Genomic DNA, 22,082 nt, shown 5'->3' with positions numbered 1-22,082 from the left:
ATGTGGCTACCGATGTATTGTTGAACACGGAATGTACAGCAAAGATCAACACGCCCTAGTTATGTTATAACATAACTAAAAATCACTCTTACTGCCAATAACGAGCGTATTGGTAAAAGGGGGACGATAAGCATGTATCAAGGAGATGACGTAATGAATGCCGTGTTAACCAAGCGTTTGACAACCAATAGCAACCAGCCACTTAATATTAGTTCGGCTGTTAGTATCAAAGATCAGGCGAGTTACAAGGCATGCGTTAGTGCTTCGGAGCAGCCCACGGTATTAGCCGACATCTATCAAAGCGACATCAACATCGCGATTTGGCAGCGTACATTTGATGCTGACTTAACAAGTGCCATTGGTGAGTTTATCGCGTCGAATCCAAACTTTAGTAAGTCTGTTAGCGTGTCACCCGACAACGCTTTTGAGAAATTAGAGTTTGCGACTGACGGAACGGCTTCTAAAGCGCTATTAGAAAATATGGCTGAGCTGGTGGATATGTTCTGTTGTTTGTTCGAGCTTGAAGAAGTAGGGCTGCGTCTAGCCGTTCTGAATAAAGCGATGTGTCCCCGTTTCCATTTTGACCAAGTACCTTGCCGCTTAGTGACGACTTATCATGGTGTCGCGACGCAATGGTTACCTAACTATGTGGTTGATCGTTCGAAGTTAGGACGAGGAGCCAACGGACAGCCAGATTGTGCTTCAGGCTTATACACTCATGAATCTGATATTCAACAAATGGCGAGTGGTGATGTGGCGCTATTGAAAGGGGAGCGCTGGAGTGGCAATGATAATGCGGGCCTTGTTCATCGTTCTCCCGTTACTTCATCTGACGAGACGCGATTGTTGCTGACATTAGATTTCGGTTAGTAAGCGTTTTATGAGATGAGATGAGATGAGATGAGAGGAGCAAGCGGCTAAGTGCAGCTTGCTCTTATTCATTTAAGCGAAGACGCGGATACGGTGTCCGTCTGGATCAACAGCAAGGAAGTTGATGCCGTAAACCGACTCTTCTGGATCTTGTTCAAACTGAATGCCTTTCTCTTTCCATGCTTTATAGAGGTTTTCCAGTGTCTCTTTATCAGCAACAGGCATTGAGAGCTCAGTGCCGCCACCCTTGATTGTGCTTGCTGGCGTTAAAAAGTCAGACTGCTTAAGTGTAATTTTAACGTTGTCTGCAAAGTCTAGAACAGCAAAGGTCGGTGATAGAAGCTTTGGTTCGCAATCAAATGCTTTTGCATAAAAGCCCATGCTGCGATGAATGTCTGTGACATAAAGAACAAATGAATCAATGGTAAACATAATAGCTCCTGAACTGTTCAATTGGATTTGCCGTGTTGGTTTCAGTTAACTCGGCTTTTGTGTTGAACCCGATTTGGGACCACAGCAATGTATCGAAACCCTGTGACAGTTTTTGTCAGTAGCGAATCACTTTATCTGCAATGCCTTCCATGTTCTGCCAATCTTTGATCAAGTCATGGCGCGTACGTTGGTACTTTTCTTCAAGTATTGTCCATTCGGCAATCCTGTCGAGCCTGAAGTTACGATACGCACTTCGTACTTCACACCAAGCAACCAAAACATAGTGCTGTTCGAATAAGCCAATCAACATCGGCCAAACGATTCTTGAACTCACATTAGCTTTTGCGTCGGTGTAATGGAGCTCAGCTTTGTTCTGCTGCTTAATTGCTAGCTTGATGTCTGACAGTTCGATGGCTAACTCTGCAACCTCAATGATTGAAGCAACACGCACAATGTCTTCACTGCGTTTGGCCTGGTGGTCAGCAGGTAACACCGCAGAAATCTTGGCAATGGCATTTCTAGCTGACTCACTGAATTCCCCATTGGCTTGCTTGGCGACCCATTCAGCGCCAAGCCGTAACGCTTCCAATTCTTCCGTTGAAAACATCATTGGTGGGAGAGTGAAGGTAGGTTTCAATTGATAACCCACTCCCGCTTCACCATCAATTTCAGCACCTTGCGCTTGAAGCGTCACGATGTCTCGATAAAGGGTGCGAGTACTTACATTGAGCTCGCTAGCCAAGTAGTCGGCAGTAACTGGGTATTTATGGCAACGTAATAGTTGGAGCAGGTCAAAGAGACGTTGGCTTCGGGACATGGGAAAACTCTGAGTACATAACGAGGTATAAGATTAATGCATTGATAACGTGAGCGCTATTTTGGTTGATGATAAATGAAGTGAGAGGCATGGCACGTAAATTCCCTTTATTGATATTGAACCTTAGCGTATATCGTTCGTTCTTGTGAGTTGATTTGGATCTGGTTTCTGGTTCACATATATCGATAATACAACAGGTTAGCCCGTTCTATTATTTATTTTAATGTGTAAAATATATTGGCTTGCTACCTCATGGGAACGGTTCTGTTACCCACGGTTATTTATACAAAAATTATAGGTTTTCTATGTTAAAGAAACTCTCGCTTAAGAATAAGCTGGCGATCTCTGCCAGTATGGCCATCATCCTGGGGGGGATTCTGGTCGAAGCACTTTCATTTCGTGCATCATTGCAACGATTGGATACTGAAGTTGAACAACGTTTGGAAGGGGCATCCGCTTCTTACAACCAATACGTGTCAGATTGGATCTTATCCAAAGAGCGTGCGCTCACTTCTCTGTCGAAAGAGTCCAGACAAGAAAGCTTGGTAACTCACCTAAAACAGGTCCGTGATTCTGCCTCTTTTGATAATGTCTTCCTGGCATTCCCTGATGGTTCACAAAAGAATGCGAATGGTGTTGTGTTGCCACCGGGCAATGATGATCCACGCGTATGGGGTTGGTACACCAATGCGGTAGCAAACCCAAGTAAAGTGTTCATGGACAACCCAACGGTTGCGGCGGCAACGGGTGCTAACGTTGTGTCGCTGGGTACTGCAATGCAATTCCATGGTCAGCAGGTTGTATTGGGTGCAGACGTAGAAATCACCGACATTCTAAACAGTCTTGAAAAAGTGATTCTTCCGGGTGAAGGTTACATGTTCATCGCGACGAATAAGGGCACGGTTTATACGCACGCCGACACTAAGCTATTGAACAATAATATCAGTTCACTTGGGTTGGATTTTTCTGATGTACAAAAGGCGTTGGTAAGCGGGAAAGACACTTCGATAGATTTAAACGGCAGCGACTATGTTCTGTATGCGCGTGCGATCGATGGAACAAACCTGATTACGATCAGCGTGGTTAATCATGATTCGTTGGTTGCACCGTTATTTGATGCGGTGATCGGTCAAGTGTTGGTGACACTGTTGGTTGTGATCGTATGTACCATATTGTTCAATCTTCTGTGTACGATTCTATTCCGTCCGCTTAATCATGTATCTCAAGCCTTGGCACAAATTGCCAATGGTAGCGGTGATTTAACTCAACGAATTCATGTTGAAAACCAAGACGAAGTGGGTGAGCTGGCTCACAACTTCAATACATTTGTGAGTAGTTTACAACAGTTGATTGGTCATATTCGCGGACAATCAGAACAGCTAAACAGCCAGTCGGAGCAAAGTGCTCAGCGTGCGAACCGTTCTGTGGATGAGCTTAATCACCAGCAGCAAGAAATCACGATGGTGGCGACGGCGGTAACTGAAATGGCCTGTGCAACTCAAGAGATTGCATCCCATGCCGAGCAAACAGCAAAAGCGGCACAAGATTCAGCGACAAGTACTAATAGCGGTCATGCTCTGGTTGTCGACACTAAAGGCTCAATCAATAACTTGGCCAATGAAGTGAACGAAGCGGGCAACGTGATCAGCGAGCTAAACAAGCACGCTCAAGAGATCTCAACAGTATTAGCGACAATCCAAGGCATTGCAGAGCAAACTAACTTACTTGCTTTGAATGCAGCGATTGAAGCTGCTCGTGCTGGTGAACAAGGTCGTGGTTTTGCTGTGGTAGCTGACGAAGTACGTGTGCTTTCTCAGCGTACTCACTCTTCGACGGAAGAGATCAAATCAACGATTGATATTCTGCAGCGGACAACGACCCAAGCCGTTGAGTTGATGGAGAGCAGTTCTAAACTGGCAATACATTCCGTAGAAGATGCAGACAGAGCTTCGCATGCGCTTGAAGAGATCAATACTGCAGTTGCTTTGATCAGTGATATGGCGACTCAAATCGCGACTGCAGCTGAAGAGCAAACACACGTGACGGGTGAAATTACCCAGAACATTACGACCATTAAAGATGTCACTGACCACTTAGTTGTGGGCGCGCAGGACAGCTTAACTGAGTCGAACGAACTTAAGAGCCAAGCCGCTGGTTTAAGCGACAAAGTGGCGACTTTTAAGCTTGCTTAACTGTTTCATTCGCTGATGCCTGATCAGTGAGTAATCGGTAAGCAATAAGCCAAAGCGACGTAGATTACGTCGCTTTTTTTGTGGCGATTGTTAGATGGTAGAACAAGATAAGTCACTGACTCAATCGAGTAGGTGGTGGCACATTAGTTCAACAAAACTGACAGGCGATTCAAGCATTGGGGTATGCGACACGCCTTCAAGCTCAATAAGTTCTAATGATTTAAAAGCTCCCCATAACTCCAACCAAGTACTCAAAGGTGCGACACTGAAGTCGAGTGTGCCAATAGCAACAATAACTTCGAGCTGATTAACCTTAGGCAGAGTCGTTACATCTATATTGTCAAAGATATCCCCCCATAGCGCGTCAAGTAGTGCTGTATTGGTGTGTACTTGCTCCCAAAGGGGAAGTTCATTAAAGTTCGGATCCGCCCAGCGCATAGGGCTTAATCGATTACATAGATGGACAAACTTTTTATGTGGTTCTTTGTTTATGTCGTGTTCGAGCTTACCAATATTTTGTTTAAATAGGCGCTTTCGCTCATCTGACGCATGACTTTCCCAGTGTGAAAACTGTTTGGCTTTCATCTCTTTAGATAAGCTTGGTGATGCTCCAACAACCATAACCTTCTCAATATGAATATTGGAAGAACTGGCGAAGTGAAGAGCCATGTAAGCATGTCCGGAATGACCAAGAACACTGGCTCTTTGTATATTAAAACTCTCGCAGATAGCTTCGATATCGTCAGAGATAATATCTAAATTAATTATCTGATTACCTTTTCCCGTTAAAGCAAAGCCACGATGGTCTAGATATAGGCAGGTAAAGTAGTCGTGTAGCGCTTTCGGTATTACTCGCTTGTAGTAATCAACACTACCAATAATCAATAAGTTTGGTCCTTCGCCGTGTTGTTCGGCTTTAAGTTGATACCCATCGCGCTTGAAGATTATCTGGTTTTCAGTTTTCATCACTCTTAACTCACATCGTTTTTTTGAACCTTATCGCGATAGATAATCCTGATAAATAGGCTAATATGAGATTCAGTATTGGTGATATTGGGATAATAAGATTGGAAAGGATCGATAACGCTTGGTTAAACTCATTCCTTTGCGTGTATGAACAGAACAGCTTCATCAAGGCTTCGGAGCGCTTGTTAATTCCGAGCTCTACGGTAAGTCGTCATGTTCAACAACTTGAAAATGAGATTGGCAATAAACTGTTTTATCGAACTACCCGCAAGGTTACGCCAACCTCAGCGGGCGAGATTCTGTATGACGAGATAAGAGAGCCGCTTCGTCGCCTGAGTCAGACGTTGCAAAGCCTCACCATTTCAACTGAATCAGTAAAAGGAAGTATTCGCTTAAGCACGCCAGACGTTCCGTTCATTGGCGATGTTCTTGCTGATTTTGTGGTCGACTATCCCAATATATCTCTGTTCTGTGAACACAGTACGTCCATCGAAAGCGCACTTAACAGTGACCCAGATATCGTGATTAGCTTTGAGCGAGGATCGCTGGATGATAGGGATTGGATTTCTCGTCCTTTATGCCAATGGGAGAGCGTAGTTTTGGCTTCTCCAACTTGTTTGGAGGAACATGGAACACCAAGTAAAATTGAAGAGTTAAGAGTGTTGCCATGTATCGCTAGCTATAAAGCTTTTGGTGGCAATCCTTGGGTATTTAGTGGGGCAAAAGACGACTCGAAGGGCTTGGATATCAAGTCCAATATTAATGTCGATGGTGGGTTTATCGCGAAAGCCGCTGCGATCCGCGGGCTTGGTTTTGTTGCTTTACCAAGAGAGTTTTGTCGTGAGGAAATAGAGCGGGGCACATTGGTTGAACAGCACTTGGATCACCAATTAGCGCCCTTGACGATATATATTCATTACCGTTCGATGAGTTATCACACACATCTAACTAAGCTGTTAGTCAACTTCATACGTGAACGAGCAAACTGATCGAGTTATTCGGCTTCTGAAAACTCTCTAAGCGCACTCATTGCGGCTTCGGCTTTGTCTTTTTGAACGAAGATATGGTCATGGTAATAACCAGTAATCACGTTGGCGCTAATGCCATATGAGCCTAGCTTGGTGGCAAAAGCCGCTGTTAATCCAACTGCTTCAAGACTGGAGTGTACCGACAAAGTGATCAGACTAAATACACCATCGAAATCGAGTTTAGCTTTGCGTGCGGCATCCTCAGTGAGCACCAAGGTTAAGCCTTCTTTTTCACGAAAGTTCGCGATTGGTTCGAGTTGAACATAATCTGCCAATCCCCCGTCTACAGTACAGAAAACATAGTTGCCTTCAATGAGTTCTGGTGACATGGACTTTAACAAAATGTCTAAATCGGTAATGGCGGTCATCGTCTTTTTCCCTGCGTAATCGCGTTTGTTTATGGTGTTGGATAGTGCAGCCAAGATAGAGGTAAGCTGTCGGCGAGTACAATTAATAATATTTATTCCACATCAGCATCGTTAATGAGAGAGCTTGTCTACCAGCTTGTTGATTGCCCCATCTCGCTAGATAAATGATCGATAAAGGCTCTTAACAGCGGAGTGACTTGCTTTCGGGTTCCGTAAACAGCGTGCACGCCCAGCGTTTTCGGTTTCCATTCAGAGAGAAGAGGAACCAATAGCCCGTTTTCAATTAAGCCTTCCACCGAAGGAAAGGGCAGTAAGCAGATACCGTTGCCTTTGAGTGTGGCAGAAAGCAGAACCTCAGAGGTGTTGGCACTGATATTTCCTTTAATCGGCACAGATTCCAATCCATTAGGACCATTAAACGTCCACGCGGTTTTACCAAAGTAACTGAATGACAGACAGTTGTGGTGCGCTAAATCTTGAGCGTTTGATGGCGTACCTTTCTCTTTTAGATATTGAGGAGATGCGCAAATCACCGAGCGACATTCACCTAGCTGCTTCGCGACAATATTCGGTGTTAGTTCGTTGGTAATGCGAATTGCCAAATCGATGCGTGATTCAACAAGATTGACTGTTTGATCAGTAGAAACGATATCAATTGAGACCTCTGGCCATTTAGCGATGAAGCGACTGATCACGCCCATCAGGAAACTATCGACAATGGAGTAACTGGCGGTAATACGCAGTTGGCCTTTTAAGTGTTCGCGGCTTTGGTTTCGAATACCCGCTAACGACGCTTCAAGGGCAAGCAACTCCCTTGCGACTTCAAGTGTTTCTTTACCCGCGTTGGTTAAGCTCAAGCTTCGAGTGGTTCTATGAAGCAAGCGCGTGTCCATCCAGCTTTCGAGTTCCCCCAAATAGCGCGTGACTTTGGTTCGAGATAGATCAAGGTGCTCTGCTGCTGCACTCAAACTGCCACGCTCAACGATGGTGACAAAGACGTTCATTGCCTCGAGTTTATCCATTGTTCTCATTACCCAGTGATTTTTGAATCTAATAGCTACAAGAAAATCAGTATATGTCCGAAAATCGCAACAGTGAAAGTTAATTTGATGTCTATTTCATCTAAATCCAATCAAATAAGATGTTTGCACACTCAATGAGTTGGCAGGCGTTCAGCTCGAAATAACGGAATCAAGCTATGAAAAAGTTATCTAAAATCCTTCTATCGAGAACCGCGCTTTTAGGAACGATGAGCCTAGGAGCAATGTTGGCAGCATCGAGTGTTGTCTCTGCTGCTGAATTAAACATCACTCATTACAATCCGGGTGAAAACGCGATATTCCCCGCAAGCTCTGTGTTGGTGGCTGGTGAGAAGGAAGTGATTTTGTTTGATGCGCAATTTAGCGTCGCAGATGGGCAAAAGTTGGTGGATCAAATCAAAGTCACAGGCAAAGAGTTGTCGATGGTTTACATCAGCAGCGGCGACCCAGATTTCTACTTTGGCTTAGAACCGATTGTGGCGGCGTTTCCAAACGTCGAGATCGTAGCTAGTGAAGCGGTTGTTGCACATATCAAACGCACTAAAGATGCGAAGCTCGAATACTGGGGCCCAATCTTAGAAGACAACGCACCGTCTAAAGTCATTGTTCCAACCGTGCTTAACGACACCACGCTGAGCATAGAAGGTGAAACTATCGAAGTGAGAGAAATCAATACACACCAAGCTTATCTGTGGGTTCCATCTGAAAAGACCGTGTTTGGTGGTGTGTCGGTGTATAGCGGTGTGCATGTATGGATGGCAGATACTGCATCGAAAGAGATTCGTAGCCAGTGGTCACAATCATTAGAGCGTATGAAAGAACTTGAGCCTGAAGTTGTCATTCCGGGTCACTACTTAGGTGAAATGCCAACGGGTACTAATGGCGTTCAATTTACATTGGATTACGTGGCTGATATTGAAAAGGGGTTAGCAAGCACAAGCAATCCAACGTCTGTTGATATCAGTGATTACATGAAGACAGCTTACCCGCAATTTAAGGCAACGGAAGGCGACCTAGAGCTGGGTGCCAAAGTGTTAAGTGGTGAGATGGAGTGGCACTAAGTTCATTATCTCGGTTGTATCTCAGAAAAGCTTGAAGATTGTGTGCTAGATTTAAGGTGATACACAACTGGAGATATCGATGATCTGGCTTTCAGTGAAAGTACTACAGATTGGACTTGTCTATGGATACAGGAAGTATCAAAAAACGAAAAGAGCGCCTATTTAGGGGCTCTTTTTTTGTTTGGTACTTGTTGTTTAGTCTTTAGCAAGGCAGTAAGTTAACAGAGCCTAACGTTAGATAGTTAGATAGTTAGATAGTTAGATAGTTAGATAGTTAGATAGTTAGCGAGACCGAAAATCATCAAGTTCGGACTTTAGCCAAACTTCACTGCTAACCGATGCTTTACCTTCACAGTGAACTTGGTAATGACGCCCACTCAACATACTTTTTGTTGCTGAATACGCGATAAAATCTTCAGCAGACTCAATATCGTCGGCGTAATAATCGGCTTTCTTTTTTATATGTGCAGCCGCTTCTGGTCCGTTATGAATTGTGCCATTTCGTTCGTATTTGCATTGCGTTGATTCAACAAAGGTAAGCAGATGGTCAATCTCTTGTTGAGGAGAGGCGAATGCATAATTCAGCAATAGCAATTGGCTGACCATCAACCCACATAGAAACCGTGCACGCTTCACCATCATCCTCTCCCATCTAATCGGCTATTACAAAGAACGATTAGGAATCAGTGTTTATAAATAGCTTTCTCTAACAAAGAAAAAAGCTGTGTAAATTCTTGTTCAATGGTGTCGCTCTTCCATTCTGATGAATGAAGTGGGTGGTGGTAACGCACGGTACCGAAAAAGAAGCAGCGCGCAGTAATAGCGCAATCCTCAATCTCAAAGGCACCTTCTGTAACGCCATCATTCAAAATCGACTCAACTTGCTGCAACAGATGGTTGATGTGTTTTGATTTTACGTGCTCTGGTGTTTGTTGTGCCAATGATGAATACGACTCAAACAACTCAGGCTCGCCAATAAAAATGCTTCTCTTAATGGCCGTTAATGCCTCAAACCACTCTCGAAGTCTTATTGATGCGCTTTCGGATCTGTGTGTGATCTCAGTTAATGGCGCAGTCACACGCTCCAACCATCTTAATGTTATCGCCTCATGCAATTCCGCTTTAGTTGCAAAATGTCGGTAAACCGTGCCGTGACTCACATCAAGGGCACGAGCTACGTCAACAACGGTCGTTTTTCTAAGGCCGAACTTACGTAAAACGATTTCCGATGCATCTAATATCTTTTCTTTAGTAAGCATTTCTAATTACCAATAAATTGTGTCTAAACCCTTATTTAAGGCTTTGAAAGTAAGAACTTTCGATAACGACAGTATTAGCTTGATGCTATCGATTACCGTCTACTCAGTCAAACGAGCTCATCGTTTAATGAAAAGGTTATTGCCGTTATACATAAATTCTTGCCGTTAGACATAAGAGTTAATGTGTTCTTTTATCAAATTGGCGCGTTGACAATGTAACAAATGACATTTATTGTAAATTGTCATTTGTTACTATCTAATCGATCAGGAGCACCACTATGCCGCTAAGTTTGATTGCCAGTCGTCCCCCGAAGGGCAGGCATCGCCGAGTGATATCTGCCATTATTGGACAGAAAAGAAAACATCATGCTTGCCCTGAGTTACCAAGGCTTGATTGGAAAAGGGTACTTGTAACGGGCGGAACCGCTGGCATTGGTGAGTTCATTACTCGTTCTTTACTTGCTCAAGGTGCTAGGGTGACATCGTTAGCGAGAGGCTTATCGGATGCGACGGATGACATTCTTAATGTCGAATCAATCTATATGGATCTTGCGGATCCTAAGAGTATTGTCACTGCTGTAAAACAACTAGGGGAGACGCCATTCGACATTGTCATTTGTAACGCGGGGCTGGTGTCTAAAAAGGCTGAAATATCGCCTTCTGGTTATGAAAAAACATTTTCAGTGAATGTGTTAGGTCATCACATTCTTTATCGACTCCTTATACAGAAAAACATGTTGGTTGACGATGCTCGTCTGGTAGTGACCAGTGGCGATATTTACATTATGGAAAATGAGTGTGCGGCTGATATTCCTTTTGATGGTACATCCAGTACTTATTCACGAAGCAAGCTGGGAAATTTGTGGCAAGTGCTTGAGTTATCAGAGCGTTACCCCAATATTCATCCAATAGCGGTTCATCCCGGTGTGGTTGCCAGTGGCTTCGCTGGAAGTAAAAAAGGGTTTCTCGCATGGCTTCGTACGAAACAACTGGTGTCGGAAGAGCAAGGTTCCCACTCCTCTTTGATTGGTGCGACACAAGATCTTCCAAGAGGAAGCTATTGGCACAATGTATTTGGTTTGGTTGATTTACCGGAGAGTGATCCTGGTTGTGATACATCTGGTTCTAATAAGCTGTGGGACCAACTTGAATCGATTACCGCTCCTTACCTGCAAGCGTGCGAAGTTAAGCCAACAGGGAAATAGAAATGAAATTTCGCTACACAGTAGCCGATTCATTTGGTTTGGAGATAAACCAGATACGCTAGATAAACGCGTTGTTCATTTCGACAGTCATGTGCCGTCAAAACGGATCAGTAACTTCTCTCACATGAGCTTGTTATACCGTGAAGACAATTTCTACTATGGCGCTAATGGTAAATTCCAAATGTGTCGCAACAGTACCGATCCGCTTGATTATGAAGCTTGTTTAAATAGCGATGAACCATGTTATTCCGCTTGGGGATACAAGGAAGAAGGGAAGGTTCATGCGAGGCTAACTTACAACCCATATTTTGAAGAAATGTTGGAATACGACAAGTCTATCACTGCCCTGTAAAGTCGATATTCTAAGTTAATAGTTAATAGTTAATAGCTAAAAGATAGAAATTAAACGAACTCAGAGCCTCAGTATTCACGCTGTTCTTAACAGATTGAAGACTGAGGCTTTTATATATTAGGCGATACAAGATCATTGATCTTAATCGGAAAACTGCTTTTTGCTTTTATAGCGATTAGGATTGAAAGAAAAACCGCCATTATCCGGTTTAATAGTCAGTATCTAAATTGACTCTGAAATGTCACATCATCAATAAGCGAATTTATGTTGAAAATCGAACCCATTACCCCTCACATCGCTGCTCGTATTCATGGAGTCAATCTCGCGACATGCAGTGCGACTGAACTTGATGAGGTTTATCAGGCGCTTCTAACCCATCAAGTGATTTTTCTGGATTATCAAACCCTTTCGTCAGAACAGCATTTGATGATTGCAGAGCGATTTGGAAAGCTTGAACCGGCGCACCCGTTTTTTCCTCGCGTCGAGCATGTACCTCAGGTGAGCGTGATAGAAACAACGCGTGGCAATGCTCCGATGGAAAGTTATTGGCATACGGATCTAACATGGCGCGAATTGCCGTCGAAAGCTTCTCTGTTGCATGCTCAGCATGTCCCAAATGTGGGAGGAGACACGATTTGGTGTTCGATGACTGCTGTATTTGATTCATTAGACGAAGACATGAAAGCAAAGCTGAGGAGCTTATCTGCGACTCATTCGCTGGTGGCTTTTGAAGGTATAGAGTCGGATCAGATTGAGCTGGATTGGCATAAGTCGTTAATCAAAACGGCTCAAGAAAATCCACCAGTGATTCACTCGGTTGTTCAAGTTCACCCTGAAACGGGTAAAGAGACGCTCTATATCAATGAACAGTTTACTCGTTATATCAATGAGCTCGACCGACAAGAGAGTGATGTTTTACTTAACCAACTGTTCGAAATTGCGAGACGCCCTGAGTTTCAAGTTCGTTTCAAATGGGACAAGGGAACAATGGCTATTTGGGATAACAGAGTAACGCAGCATTACGCGGTAATTGATTACGGCGATACACCAAGAAAAATGCACAGAGTCACGGTGACCTAGCTTACGTAAGTTTTGGGTAAATTGAGGCCAAGTCGAATACGACTAAATATTTTGACTCATAGGTCAATGTGATTTATTTTTAGCGCTAATGTTCAACTCAATACAAATAAGGAGGATTTTTATGAAAGTGTGTAAATTTAACTTTGCGCATATTTTTTGGTACGACCAAAACTCAAGTTTTAACACTATCGTGCTGCGATAACCAAAACTTGAGCGAAGCATTTAAAACTAAACTTCTATAGAGTTTCTTCACTCTAGTTTACTTGGTTGTTGTCAGCAAATGACGACAGCGCGTTCGCGTGCTTGAAACTTGAGTAAACAAATGACTACATTAATATCTACATCATCCATTTCTTACGATCTAACATCATGCCGCTTATTTGATGGGCTTTCTTTCACCATTAAAAAGGGTGACCGTATTGGCCTAATTGGCAGCAATGGGTGTGGAAAAAGCACCTTACTACGTCTATTAAACAAAGACTTACCTGACTATATCGGCAGTGTGTCTTTCGCCTCTTATGCTGAAGTCGCGCTTATTGAGCAACAACTTCCTAAACGCCTGTTGAGCATGTCGATGCTTGATGCTGTTATCGATAATCTCCCATCTGAGATCCAACTCTCGGAGCAATGGCGCGCTCAAATCATCTTATCTAACTTAGGTTTTGACGAAAGCTATTGGGGCCAGTCAATTAACACCTTAAGTGGTGGTCAATACGCGCGAGTCTTGGTGGCAAGAGCCTTAATTGTCGAACCTGATGTTCTACTGTTAGATGAACCGAGCAACCACTTAGATTTGCCAACCTTGCTTTGGTTAGAGCAATTTCTGATGGATTGGAAAGGCACCTTTGTCATGGTTTCGCATGACCAAAGGCTACTCGACCATGTGACCAATTGTACTTGGGTGTTACGTGACAAAAAGCTGCAAAACTTCAGCCAAACCTGCACTGAAGCAAGAAAGGCGTTAGAAGAAAAAGATCGCGCTGACGCTGAAAGGCAAGAGGTGGAACAAAAAGAGATTAACCGCATTGAAAAGAGTGCGCAGCGCTTAGCTATTTGGGGTAGGGATTTCGATAACGAAGGCCTAGCTCGCAAAGCCAAAAGTATGGATAAACGTGCTGCTGGCTTGCGAACGACCATGACGCGTTTGGATACGATTGAACCATGGACGCTAAGTCTCTCTGGTGAGTCGATGAAAGCTAACCGCTTACTTGAATTAGCATCGGTGCCAATAGCAGCCGCGCAAGACCAAGCGCCTTTGTTTGAAGTTCTGTTCCAGCAGATAAAAAGCGGTGACCGAGTCGCTATTTTAGGCAAGAACGGCGCAGGTAAGTCTTCATTGTTGAAGGTGTTATGGGCAAGCCATCAAGCCTCTCAACTCGAAGGTAATGGCTACTTCCACCCTCAAGCCGAAGTGGGTTATTACGATCAAAGCTTGAACCAACTGTGCGATGAGCACTCATTAATAGACTCGCTGTACCCGTTTTATCCTGTGTCGCAGGAAGCAAGAAAAATGGCTCTGATCAGTGCTGGTTTTTCTTATGAAAGACACGATCAAAAAATCGCAGAATTAAGCGGTGGCGAGCGCTCTCGTTTACTGTTTGTCGGGCTATCTTTGGCTAAGTATCACTTCTTGTTATTGGATGAACCAACGAACCATCTTGATATTGAGGGTAAGGAAGAGTTAGCGCATTGCTTAACTCATTTTGAAGGAGGGCTGTTGTTGATCAGCCATGATCGAGAACTCATCGAGAGTTCATGTAATCGATTCTGGTATATCAATGATGGTCAGCTGGTGGAAATGACTTACTTAGATGCGGTTTATGAGGCCATGTCTGTCGGTAATCAGGTCGTTAGCTTAGAGGCGAGTGAGGCAGCGCCAAGCTCGGTGTTGTTATCCAAATCTGAGTTTAGCGAAAATCACCACTCAAGTACGGCACAAAACGATGAAGAGTTGCTTTTGGAAAGGCTGTTGGAGTTGGAAGAGTTACTGACACAAGACCAGTCTCGAAAAGCAAAACATCAAAAGCCAGATCTTCAACAGAAATGGCAGCAAGAAATAGTAACTATCAATATGAAATTGGAGCTTAGTTAGCTTTACATATCAGTTAGTTTTACATATCAATTAGTTGTAAATTTCAATTAGCTGCGCGTGTTAGTTTACTAAACTTCTTGGTTAGCTACGCTCGCCAGTTGATTCGATATAACATTGATGAGTTGTGCGTGCTCGGCTGTGATCGCTGAGCACGTATAACCAAAGGGTCTTTAGTTATTCTGAATCCGCTAAAGGCTTTTGTTACTTTTGTCAGTATTTACACTGACTCCAAATTCAAGTTTAAAAGCAAAAACCTTGATATATATTTGATTGAAACCTCATTGCTCGGAGGCGATGTGTAATATAATCCGTGACAAAATATAAGAACAAAAATTAATTCATAGAATTTGTAAACGTTAGGGCTTAGTTAATAAAGTATTCCGTATGAACGCTATTCGCAAAGTTTATCAGTACGCAGAACCAAACCTTACTCTCGTCGGATGGATGGGCTTTGTCGGCTTCCCGATCTACTACGTTGTGTGGGAGTTTTTGTTCCCTCAACCCTATGAAAACTTATCGCTGCGTCTCGCTTGTTCTGTATTATTCTTCGGCATTATTTTTCGTAATCGCGTCCCATTTGACTGGCGTAAATACCTTCCGGCTTATTATCAAGTTGCGATAACCCTCTGCTTACCGTGTTTCTTCTTCTACATGCTGCTGATGAATAATTGGTCCAACGTTTGGGTCATGTCTTTCATGTCGGCGATATTCCTGCATATCTTGTTGGTGCACGTCACTAAAGTCATGTTCGCTCAGACCTTTGCCGGAATCGGAATTGCGACGTTTTGTGCTTGGGTGGCACAGGGCTTCTATTTAGAACTCACAATGGACTGGACGCATGTGCCAATCTTTTTGTTTATCTACTTATTCGGCAACTTGTTCTACTTCCGTAATCAGGTGGAACACGAAAACAAGGTGTCATTGGCGAAATCTTTTGGGGCTGGTATTGCCCATGAGATGCGAAACCCTCTAAGTGGCTTGTTGACCTCTATCGATGTCATGCAGTCCATATTGCCGAACCCCAAAAGTGGCGACCATAAAGGGCAATATGCGCTGAGCAACGAAGACGTTATCCAGTTGCGTGAAGTGGGTGATGAGGCGATGGAGATCATCCACTCAGGCAACGAGACGATTGATCTGTTGCTGACTTCAATCGATGAAAACCGCGTATCTCGTTCAACGTTCAAAAAGCATTCAGCGCAAGCGGTGGTTGAGGATGCAATCGACAGTTTTAACTACAAGCGTTCAGCCGATAAGTCTGCGATATCTTTAGATGTACAAAGCGATTTTGATTTCTTGGGTAGTGATACCTTGCTGAAGTACGTCATGTACAACTTATTCAAGAACGCATTCCATCATCGCAGCCCAGAAGATTTTCATATTCATGTCACGATGTGTAGCGATGAAGTGACCAATCAAATCATGGTCACCGATAACGGTGCGGGTATTTCAAGCGAGTTGATTCGACGCATTTTCCAAGATTTTTACACCACTGGCCAATCGGGTAATTACGGACTGGGTTTACCATTTTGTAAGAAGGTGATGCGTTCGTTTGGTGGTGAGATTAAGTGTCAGTCGGAAGTGGAACAATGGACGCAGTTTACGATGACGTTCCCATCTTTGGCTTCAAATACAGTGAAAGAGATCAAGAGTGAGCTCACTAAGCTGAAGACCGTATTGATGGTGAGCGACCAGAAGATTCTGACCAGTAAAATGACCGAGATATCGCGTTTTATGGGCTTTGAACTCGCCGTCTTAGATGTCGCATCTGCGCTTAAGAACAAGGAATACCAGTTCGAATTCGATCTGATTTTCGTTGATATGGAGAGCTTGGACTTACGAGCCAGTTGCCTAGAGAGGATTGAGTCACTGCTTTCGTTCACTGAAGCGCGAATCATCTATTTGTATGAGCATCATCCTATTAAGCGTGTACGTAACGTTTCTTTCGAGCCGATTTGGGTGGAAACACAAGTTTGGCTGCTTAATACTAAAGCGACCATCGACCGCTTACTTTTCGATTCCAATTACGTGATGCCATCAGTTTCTGTAAAACCGTTAGAGGCTACCAATAAGCGCACGATCATGGTGGTCGATGATAACGAATCTCTGCGCCGATTTACCGCGATGTTATTGGAAAAACAGGGTTTTGATGTCGTGCAGAAAGAAGATGGCCAACAAGCCTTAGACGCGTTGGATAGCGACGAGATCGACTTGATTCTGATGGATATCGAAATGCCCATCATGGATGGAGTGGAAGCTTCTCGTCGAATTCGAAGTGCCAATAAAGCATACTCTTCAGTGCCAATTATTGCTCACACGGGTGACAGTTCTCCTGTGACATTGGAAAAAATGGAATCATCAGGCATGTCAGATTTTATTGTGAAACCGGCAGACAAAAACCGACTGTTCGACAAAATTGCTCACTGGATTTAGTGAATGCTATAGATTGATGCGCACGGCCATTTTGTCAGCGAACATAAACACAAGAAAGAGCTCAGTGAATTGCTGGGCTCTTTTTGTTTAGCGACATGATAGCGTCCATTCAGTCCTGCCGTTTGTGTTAGTTATAGAATTGGTGTGTACAGAGTTACACGAACTCTAATTCCGGGTGATGGTACGCTTCGTGACAAACCGTGATCACATGGTTAATGTCTCGCGGTGTCAGGTCGGCATTCACTGAAAATCGGATGATGTTCTTGTTCTTGCCCGTCGCGGGGCGGCAGAAAACCGCACCGAATACATCTCGTTCTTCGAGGAAATCACGAACACGTTCGGTGTTTCTTTCACTACCACATTCTAGTGCCACGATTTGAGACTCGCTGCGGATGTTAAAGCCAATCCGTTTGAGGCCAGTAGTAAGCGATTTAGCGCTTTTGAATAAAGCTTCTCGTTTGTCTTCTGCGCCTTTTATTACCTCTAATGTTTTCTCTAAACGAACCACCTCTTGTGGTAACACGGTCGAGCTGAAAATAGCTGGATACGCGACAAAAGGTAAGGTTTCTGAAAGCTGCTTTGGCCCAAGGATAGCACCTGCACGATAGGCAAAGGTTTTAGCCAAGCTAACGGTAATGAAGTCGACTTGGTTAGTGAGACCCAATGCGTGAACTAAGCCAGCACCATTTTCCCCATGCGTACCCAGTGAATGCGATTCATCAACGACAACGGCACAATCAAACTCTTGCGCCATTTCGTAGATGTCGCGTAGTGGGGCGATTGTCCCAATGGTGCTGTAAATTGAATCGACCACAATAACGCCTGAGCCGTGGCGCTCTAGCTGTTTGCGCAGGTGATTCATATTGTTATGCATAAACGGGTGGGCGAGGGCGCCTGCAGCGCGAATGCCTTCCCATAACGACATGTGTGCAAAGAAGTCAATGTACACAGGTGTGCCCGGTGGGCAGATGGTTTGCAATAGCCCAATATTAGCAGCCCAGCCAGACTGAGAAAGCAAACAGCTCTCCATTCCGACATAGTTCGCGAGCTCAGTTTCGAACGCAGGTTTAGACTGCACATCTTGTAAGAAAATTGCAGACATCACCACGTTGTCATCGTGTTCACTGATCGCCGCTTGGTGAGCTTGTTGGATCGGCTTGTTGTGTGACAGCGCTAGGTAATCATTGCTCTGCATGACAACAGCGTTGGGCTTAGGTCGTTTGCCCAAAACCAAATGCTTTTGGCTTTGGTTCTGGGTAATTAGGTCTTGAATATAGAAGTTCAAGCGTTCTTCGATAAAGGAAGGTAGTGGTTTGGTTTTTGTTTTATCACTCATAATAGTTCTCTTCAAATACAGGAAAACGCCAGCGCTGACGGCTGTATATTGACGATTAAAAGTGAGGTGTCATTAGCCAAGTTGCATATTTTTGTGCGTGCTTGCAAACTCAGTATTTAAGGGTTTTGAGGCGAGTGATTTTCCTTACGGTTCGGGGCTTTAACCTAGTTCAGATGGGAATAGTAGCCTTCTTTTTTATGATAAAAGGCTATTAAAATTCGGTGTTCGAATGGCTATGAAAAGGTCGATTATGAAAAGCTACGGTGTGCTAGCTTTGTTTATTAACTAGCACGTATTAGCTATTAATTAGCACGTATTAACTATGAATTAGCACGTATTACCTATGAATGTGAATCAGTTCTATCAAGTCGTCCAATTGCTGCTTGGCTTTCCCCTCTAACGAGTAACCAATATTGATGCGTAAGCAATTGCTGTAAAGGTCGAGAGTGCTGAACAGGTGCCCAAGCCTGATATCAATGTTCTGGTCAGCAACTGCCTGAGCAAAGGTTGATTGGTTCAAGTTGGGTATTTGCAGCCAAAGCACCATGCCACCTTGTGGGTTACTTATCTTCACGTCTTGAGGAAGGTGCTGGGCTAAATAACTAAGGTATTGCTGACGCAACGAAAGGATCTGAGTACATCTTCTTCTAACGTGTTTGGCGTATTGGCCAGATTCGATAAAGTCAGCAACCGCAAGCTGAGTGGGTAGGGCAACACCGTAGCTCGCGGCAGAAAATTGAGCCTTGTACTCATCAATGTACCTTCCCGGTAAGCACCAACCTAAACGGTAACTTGGCGATAGGCTTTTCGATACCGAACCACACCACAGCACGTATCCACCTTTGTCATAGTATTTTGCAGGCAATGGTGTGTGTGATGAGTAAGAGAGCTCTAGATACACGTCGTCTTCAATGATTGGTACTCGATAGTGATTCGCCAATTCAGCCAGTTTTTGTTTTTGACTAGCAGACATATTGATCCCTTGAGGATTCATATGTGAGGTACAAAAGATAGCGGCATCCACACGTTTATTTTTCAGGTGTGTTTCCAGTTGTTGTAGGTCGACACCATCATCCAAAGACGGGATCTCAATGATCTGGCGTGACATCTTGCCAAGCAACTCCAAAATACCGTTAAAGCAAGGAGAACTGATAGCAATGGTGTCACCTTCTTTGGAACACGATTCAAGAGCAGCTTTAATTGCCGACATGCAGCCAGCAGTGATCACCATTTCGTCCGGTGAAAAGTGAACATCGAGCTTGGCGAAGTGGGTCGATAAAGCCTGTCTTAACATCGGCTCGCCCTGTGTATCAGGGTAGTGATTAAGTCTGTCTCCCATACGTTTGATAGAGCGACGGAAGCTGCGTTCTAGTTCAACAATCGATTGTTGATCATTGGTGGTGCTAGAGACCCCTAAAGGCCCATTGATTGAATTGTGAGTCGATGAAGTTTGTCTAACTCTGGAAACCTTACTTTCAAACTGTGCCCACTCAGGCGCTGAATGAACAGGCTTGTGAGGCGAGACAAAATAGCCCGCTTGCGGTCGAGAATGAATCCAACCTTGTGACTCTAGTTCTTGGTAACAGCTCACTACGGTCGACATGCTGATGGCTTGTTGTTTAGCTAATTGACGCAGCGAAGGCATGCGCCCACCTTCGGGTCTTTTCCCCGTTTCAATCTCATCAATATATTGATTAGCAAGCTTTCTGTAGATACTCATGGTCACGACCGTTGTCAACTGTACTGGTTTTTATTGTAAAAATTGTATCTGTACTGGTTTTATTGATCAAGGGATACTCTTTCAAAACAAAGGAGGGGTCAGTATGAAAAGAAATGATTTGTTGTTAGCGGTGTTCGTGATGGCAATTTGGGGATTCAATTTCTCGATGATAAAGATGGGTGTGACCAATGTTCATCCGTTGTTGGCAACGGCCGCGCGTTTCTCGCTAGCGGTGATTCCAGTGATATTTTTTGTTGCGAGACCTAAGGTTGCTTGGCGTTATTTAGTGAGTTATGGCTTTGTATTTGGTGTGGGCATTTGGGGGATGGCTTCATGGTCAATCACCGCCGGGCTTTCTTCTGGGCTTTCATCGGTGTTGCTTTCAACCAATGTGCTAATTGGTATGGCCGTTGGGGTCTGGGTTTTCAAAGAAAGTGCGTCGGTTCGTAAGTTAATGGGTGCGATGATAGCGATTTGCGCGTTGGCTGTGTTGGTTTCTGCAGCAACGGGCAATGTGACACTCAATGGTGTTATCTTGATTATGATTGCGGCGTGCAGTTGGACGTTAATGGGCGTGATTGTTAAAGCGTCTAAGACTACTCAGGCTTTTGCGTTCAACGTGTGGGGCATGCTGTTTGCGCCAGTTCCATTAGTGTTGTTTGCCGTGATGTTACACGGTGACCAAATTATCTGGCAGGGGATTGAGCAGTGGGATTGGAACACGACGATTGCGGTGCTGTTTCAAGCTTACCCAACCACGCTATTTGGTTACTGGGTGTGGAATAAGTTGCTAATCCAATACCCGTTAAGCACGACAGCGCCGTTAACCTTGCTAGTGCCAATCTTCGCATTGATCAGTGGCTACTTTATGTATGACGAGGTGCTGTCTGTTGCTCAAGTTGTTGCATCTGTATTGTTTCTAGTTGGTATCGGCTTGATTGTGAAGCCGGCGGAATCTGGTACTGCCAAGTTAGTGGAAAAAGTAGTAAAGCAGTCGTAAAACATGTGTTTGATGGCCAATACACATAGAGGTCATCGCATTACAGTCCAGTTTAAATACAAAGGCCCCGCAACTGCGAGGCCTTATAAAATAATGGTTTAGCGATGATTGATCACGTTTCCTAATCATTGAGTCAAACATTAATCTAATGTCGAAAGCTCTTGTTTGTATTCCTCAAACTTTGCTTTTTCTTCGGATATTTTTCTTTGGTACTTAGCGACCTTGTCGTCTTCGTTGAAGTCTTGAGCTTCTTGTAGTTCCTCTTTGTACTCTACGATTTCTTCTTGCGCGTCTTCAATGTCATCTATTAACTCTGATTTTAATTCTTCGTTGGTACAGTATGTATTTACTTGGTCCAAAGCGTCTGTCAGTCCTTCTAGCTTGTTGTCATATCCGTTGGCTTTAGCGATCTCAATTTTCATTTCAATCTCACACGCTTTTTTCTCACAACCAATCTTTTGTGAGCAGTCAGAAGCGAAAGCTGACAATGGAAGAAGGAGTAAAGGTAATAGTACTTTTATTGTGTGTTTTGGCATTTTGGTCGCCTAAGCTGATTCATTAAAAGGATGCGGTACGCACTCTATAGGAGGAATGTGATTGAGACTATATCGTTTAGCTATCAGAAAATGACCAATGATATACCGAACTTTTTCGTTCAACATTAAGTGCTTGCCATATGAACTATAGACCATTGAGTCCAACACTTAAAAGTACGCCTTGTTGAGTTAATGGTTCGATTTAAGAGTGGTTAGTTTTCTGAGATAGTTTAGATAATTTTATTAGTCTCCTAAAAGGTTAAAACCACCGACTTTAGTCGGTCAGCTTTAGCTA

At 43.8% G+C, this 22,082-nt stretch carries 20 protein-coding genes; 10 read left to right on the top strand and 10 right to left on the bottom strand.

Going from position 1 to position 22,082, the window contains the following annotated elements; translation table 11 throughout:
• The first annotated feature begins 153 nt into the window (after nucleotides 1-153).
• On the top strand, nucleotides 154-870 hold the full coding sequence (locus ED652_RS20050) for a DUF1826 domain-containing protein (protein WP_102278512.1): 717 nt from the start codon (nucleotides 154-156) through the stop codon (nucleotides 868-870).
• A 72-nt stretch (nucleotides 871-942) separates the two neighbouring features.
• Here the strand turns inward: ED652_RS20050 and ED652_RS20045 are convergent, their stop codons facing one another.
• Both ED652_RS20045 and ED652_RS20040 read right to left on the bottom strand, forming a co-directional pair.
• The gene (locus tag ED652_RS20045) at nucleotides 943-1,302 is read right to left on the bottom strand and encodes a VOC family protein (RefSeq protein WP_122055940.1); all 360 of its coding nucleotides are present in this window, start codon (nucleotides 1,300-1,302) and stop codon (nucleotides 943-945) included.
• Between the two features lie 115 nt (nucleotides 1,303-1,417).
• Nucleotides 1,418-2,119, bottom strand: a complete 702-nt coding sequence (locus tag ED652_RS20040) for a YafY family protein (protein WP_122055939.1) — start codon at nucleotides 2,117-2,119, stop codon at nucleotides 1,418-1,420.
• A gap of 305 nt (nucleotides 2,120-2,424) precedes the next feature.
• Here ED652_RS20040 and ED652_RS20035 point away from each other — a divergent pair, with 305 nt between their 5' ends.
• Complete coding sequence (locus ED652_RS20035; RefSeq protein ID WP_122055938.1) at nucleotides 2,425-4,311, top strand: methyl-accepting chemotaxis protein; 1,887 nt, start codon at nucleotides 2,425-2,427, stop codon at nucleotides 4,309-4,311.
• A 120-nt stretch (nucleotides 4,312-4,431) separates the two neighbouring features.
• On the opposite strand, the gene ED652_RS20030 is transcribed toward ED652_RS20035, so the two are convergent.
• On the bottom strand, nucleotides 4,432-5,277 hold the full coding sequence (locus ED652_RS20030) for an alpha/beta fold hydrolase (RefSeq protein ID WP_122055937.1): 846 nt from the start codon (nucleotides 5,275-5,277) through the stop codon (nucleotides 4,432-4,434).
• Nucleotides 5,278-5,378: 101 nt separating this feature from the next.
• Here ED652_RS20030 and ED652_RS20025 point away from each other — a divergent pair, with 101 nt between their 5' ends.
• Nucleotides 5,379-6,266 carry a LysR family transcriptional regulator gene (locus ED652_RS20025; protein ID WP_122055936.1) on the top strand — a complete coding sequence of 296 codons (888 nt, stop codon included), beginning with the start codon at nucleotides 5,379-5,381 and terminating at the stop codon, nucleotides 6,264-6,266.
• A 5-nt stretch (nucleotides 6,267-6,271) separates the two neighbouring features.
• On the opposite strand, the gene ED652_RS20020 is transcribed toward ED652_RS20025, so the two are convergent.
• Together ED652_RS20020 and ED652_RS20015 are read right to left on the bottom strand one after the other, a co-directional pair.
• Nucleotides 6,272-6,673, bottom strand: a complete 402-nt coding sequence (locus ED652_RS20020; RefSeq protein ID WP_122055935.1) for an ACT domain-containing protein — start codon at nucleotides 6,671-6,673, stop codon at nucleotides 6,272-6,274.
• A 128-nt stretch (nucleotides 6,674-6,801) separates the two neighbouring features.
• Nucleotides 6,802-7,695 carry a LysR family transcriptional regulator gene (locus tag ED652_RS20015; RefSeq protein WP_122055934.1) on the bottom strand — a complete coding sequence of 298 codons (894 nt, stop codon included), beginning with the start codon at nucleotides 7,693-7,695 and terminating at the stop codon, nucleotides 6,802-6,804.
• A 176-nt stretch (nucleotides 7,696-7,871) separates the two neighbouring features.
• On the opposite strand from ED652_RS20015, the gene ED652_RS20010 reads away from it, so the two are divergent.
• Nucleotides 7,872-8,774, top strand: a complete 903-nt coding sequence (locus ED652_RS20010; RefSeq protein ID WP_122055933.1) for a Vmh family MBL fold metallo-hydrolase — start codon at nucleotides 7,872-7,874, stop codon at nucleotides 8,772-8,774.
• A gap of 282 nt (nucleotides 8,775-9,056) precedes the next feature.
• Here ED652_RS20010 and ED652_RS20005 read toward each other — a convergent pair whose 3' ends face one another.
• Together ED652_RS20005 and ED652_RS20000 are read right to left on the bottom strand one after the other, a co-directional pair.
• On the bottom strand, nucleotides 9,057-9,416 hold the full coding sequence (locus ED652_RS20005) for a DUF5329 family protein (protein ID WP_254051722.1): 360 nt from the start codon (nucleotides 9,414-9,416) through the stop codon (nucleotides 9,057-9,059).
• A 41-nt stretch (nucleotides 9,417-9,457) separates the two neighbouring features.
• Nucleotides 9,458-10,033 (bottom strand): TetR family transcriptional regulator, encoded by a 576-nt coding sequence (locus ED652_RS20000; protein ID WP_122055931.1) that lies wholly within the window; start codon nucleotides 10,031-10,033, stop codon nucleotides 9,458-9,460.
• A gap of 278 nt (nucleotides 10,034-10,311) precedes the next feature.
• On the opposite strand from ED652_RS20000, the gene ED652_RS19995 reads away from it, so the two are divergent.
• From ED652_RS19995 to ED652_RS19975, 5 genes are all read left to right on the top strand, one after another.
• Nucleotides 10,312-11,238 (top strand): SDR family NAD(P)-dependent oxidoreductase, encoded by a 927-nt coding sequence (locus ED652_RS19995; RefSeq protein WP_122055930.1) that lies wholly within the window; start codon nucleotides 10,312-10,314, stop codon nucleotides 11,236-11,238.
• A 124-nt stretch (nucleotides 11,239-11,362) separates the two neighbouring features.
• Entirely contained in the window at nucleotides 11,363-11,590 is a 228-nt protein-coding gene (locus ED652_RS19990; RefSeq protein WP_122055929.1) for a hypothetical protein, read from the top strand.
• Nucleotides 11,591-11,854: 264 nt separating this feature from the next.
• Complete coding sequence (locus tag ED652_RS19985; protein ID WP_122055928.1) at nucleotides 11,855-12,670, top strand: TauD/TfdA family dioxygenase; 816 nt, start codon at nucleotides 11,855-11,857, stop codon at nucleotides 12,668-12,670.
• A gap of 322 nt (nucleotides 12,671-12,992) precedes the next feature.
• Entirely contained in the window at nucleotides 12,993-14,762 is a 1,770-nt protein-coding gene (locus ED652_RS19980) for an ABC-F family ATP-binding cassette domain-containing protein (RefSeq protein ID WP_122055927.1), read from the top strand.
• Nucleotides 14,763-15,146: 384 nt separating this feature from the next.
• Nucleotides 15,147-17,195, top strand: coding sequence for a response regulator (locus tag ED652_RS19975; RefSeq protein WP_122055926.1), 2,049 nt, complete (start codon nucleotides 15,147-15,149; stop codon nucleotides 17,193-17,195).
• A gap of 154 nt (nucleotides 17,196-17,349) precedes the next feature.
• Here ED652_RS19975 and cqsA read toward each other — a convergent pair whose 3' ends face one another.
• Nucleotides 17,350-18,531 (bottom strand): alpha-hydroxyketone-type quorum-sensing autoinducer synthase, encoded by a 1,182-nt coding sequence (cqsA, locus tag ED652_RS19970; RefSeq protein WP_122055925.1) that lies wholly within the window; start codon nucleotides 18,529-18,531, stop codon nucleotides 17,350-17,352.
• A gap of 337 nt (nucleotides 18,532-18,868) precedes the next feature.
• Nucleotides 18,869-20,251, bottom strand: a complete 1,383-nt coding sequence (locus ED652_RS19965) for a PLP-dependent aminotransferase family protein (RefSeq protein WP_122055924.1) — start codon at nucleotides 20,249-20,251, stop codon at nucleotides 18,869-18,871.
• Nucleotides 20,252-20,354: 103 nt separating this feature from the next.
• Here ED652_RS19965 and ED652_RS19960 point away from each other — a divergent pair, with 103 nt between their 5' ends.
• Nucleotides 20,355-21,251, top strand: a complete 897-nt coding sequence (locus tag ED652_RS19960) for an EamA family transporter (protein WP_122055923.1) — start codon at nucleotides 20,355-20,357, stop codon at nucleotides 21,249-21,251.
• A 140-nt stretch (nucleotides 21,252-21,391) separates the two neighbouring features.
• On the opposite strand, the gene ED652_RS19955 is transcribed toward ED652_RS19960, so the two are convergent.
• A complete protein-coding gene (locus ED652_RS19955; RefSeq protein WP_122055922.1) occupies nucleotides 21,392-21,787 on the bottom strand; it encodes a DUF1090 domain-containing protein in 396 nt (131 codons plus the stop codon).
• Nucleotides 21,788-22,082: the final 295 nt, after the last annotated feature.

The sequence above is a fragment of the Vibrio sp. Evd11 genome, from assembly GCF_900382755.1.
In the GTDB taxonomy this organism is placed as follows: domain Bacteria; phylum Pseudomonadota; class Gammaproteobacteria; order Enterobacterales; family Vibrionaceae; genus Vibrio; species Vibrio lentus.
Note: the sequence above shows the minus strand (reverse complement) of the source record. Positions and strands in the feature narration are given on the sequence as shown.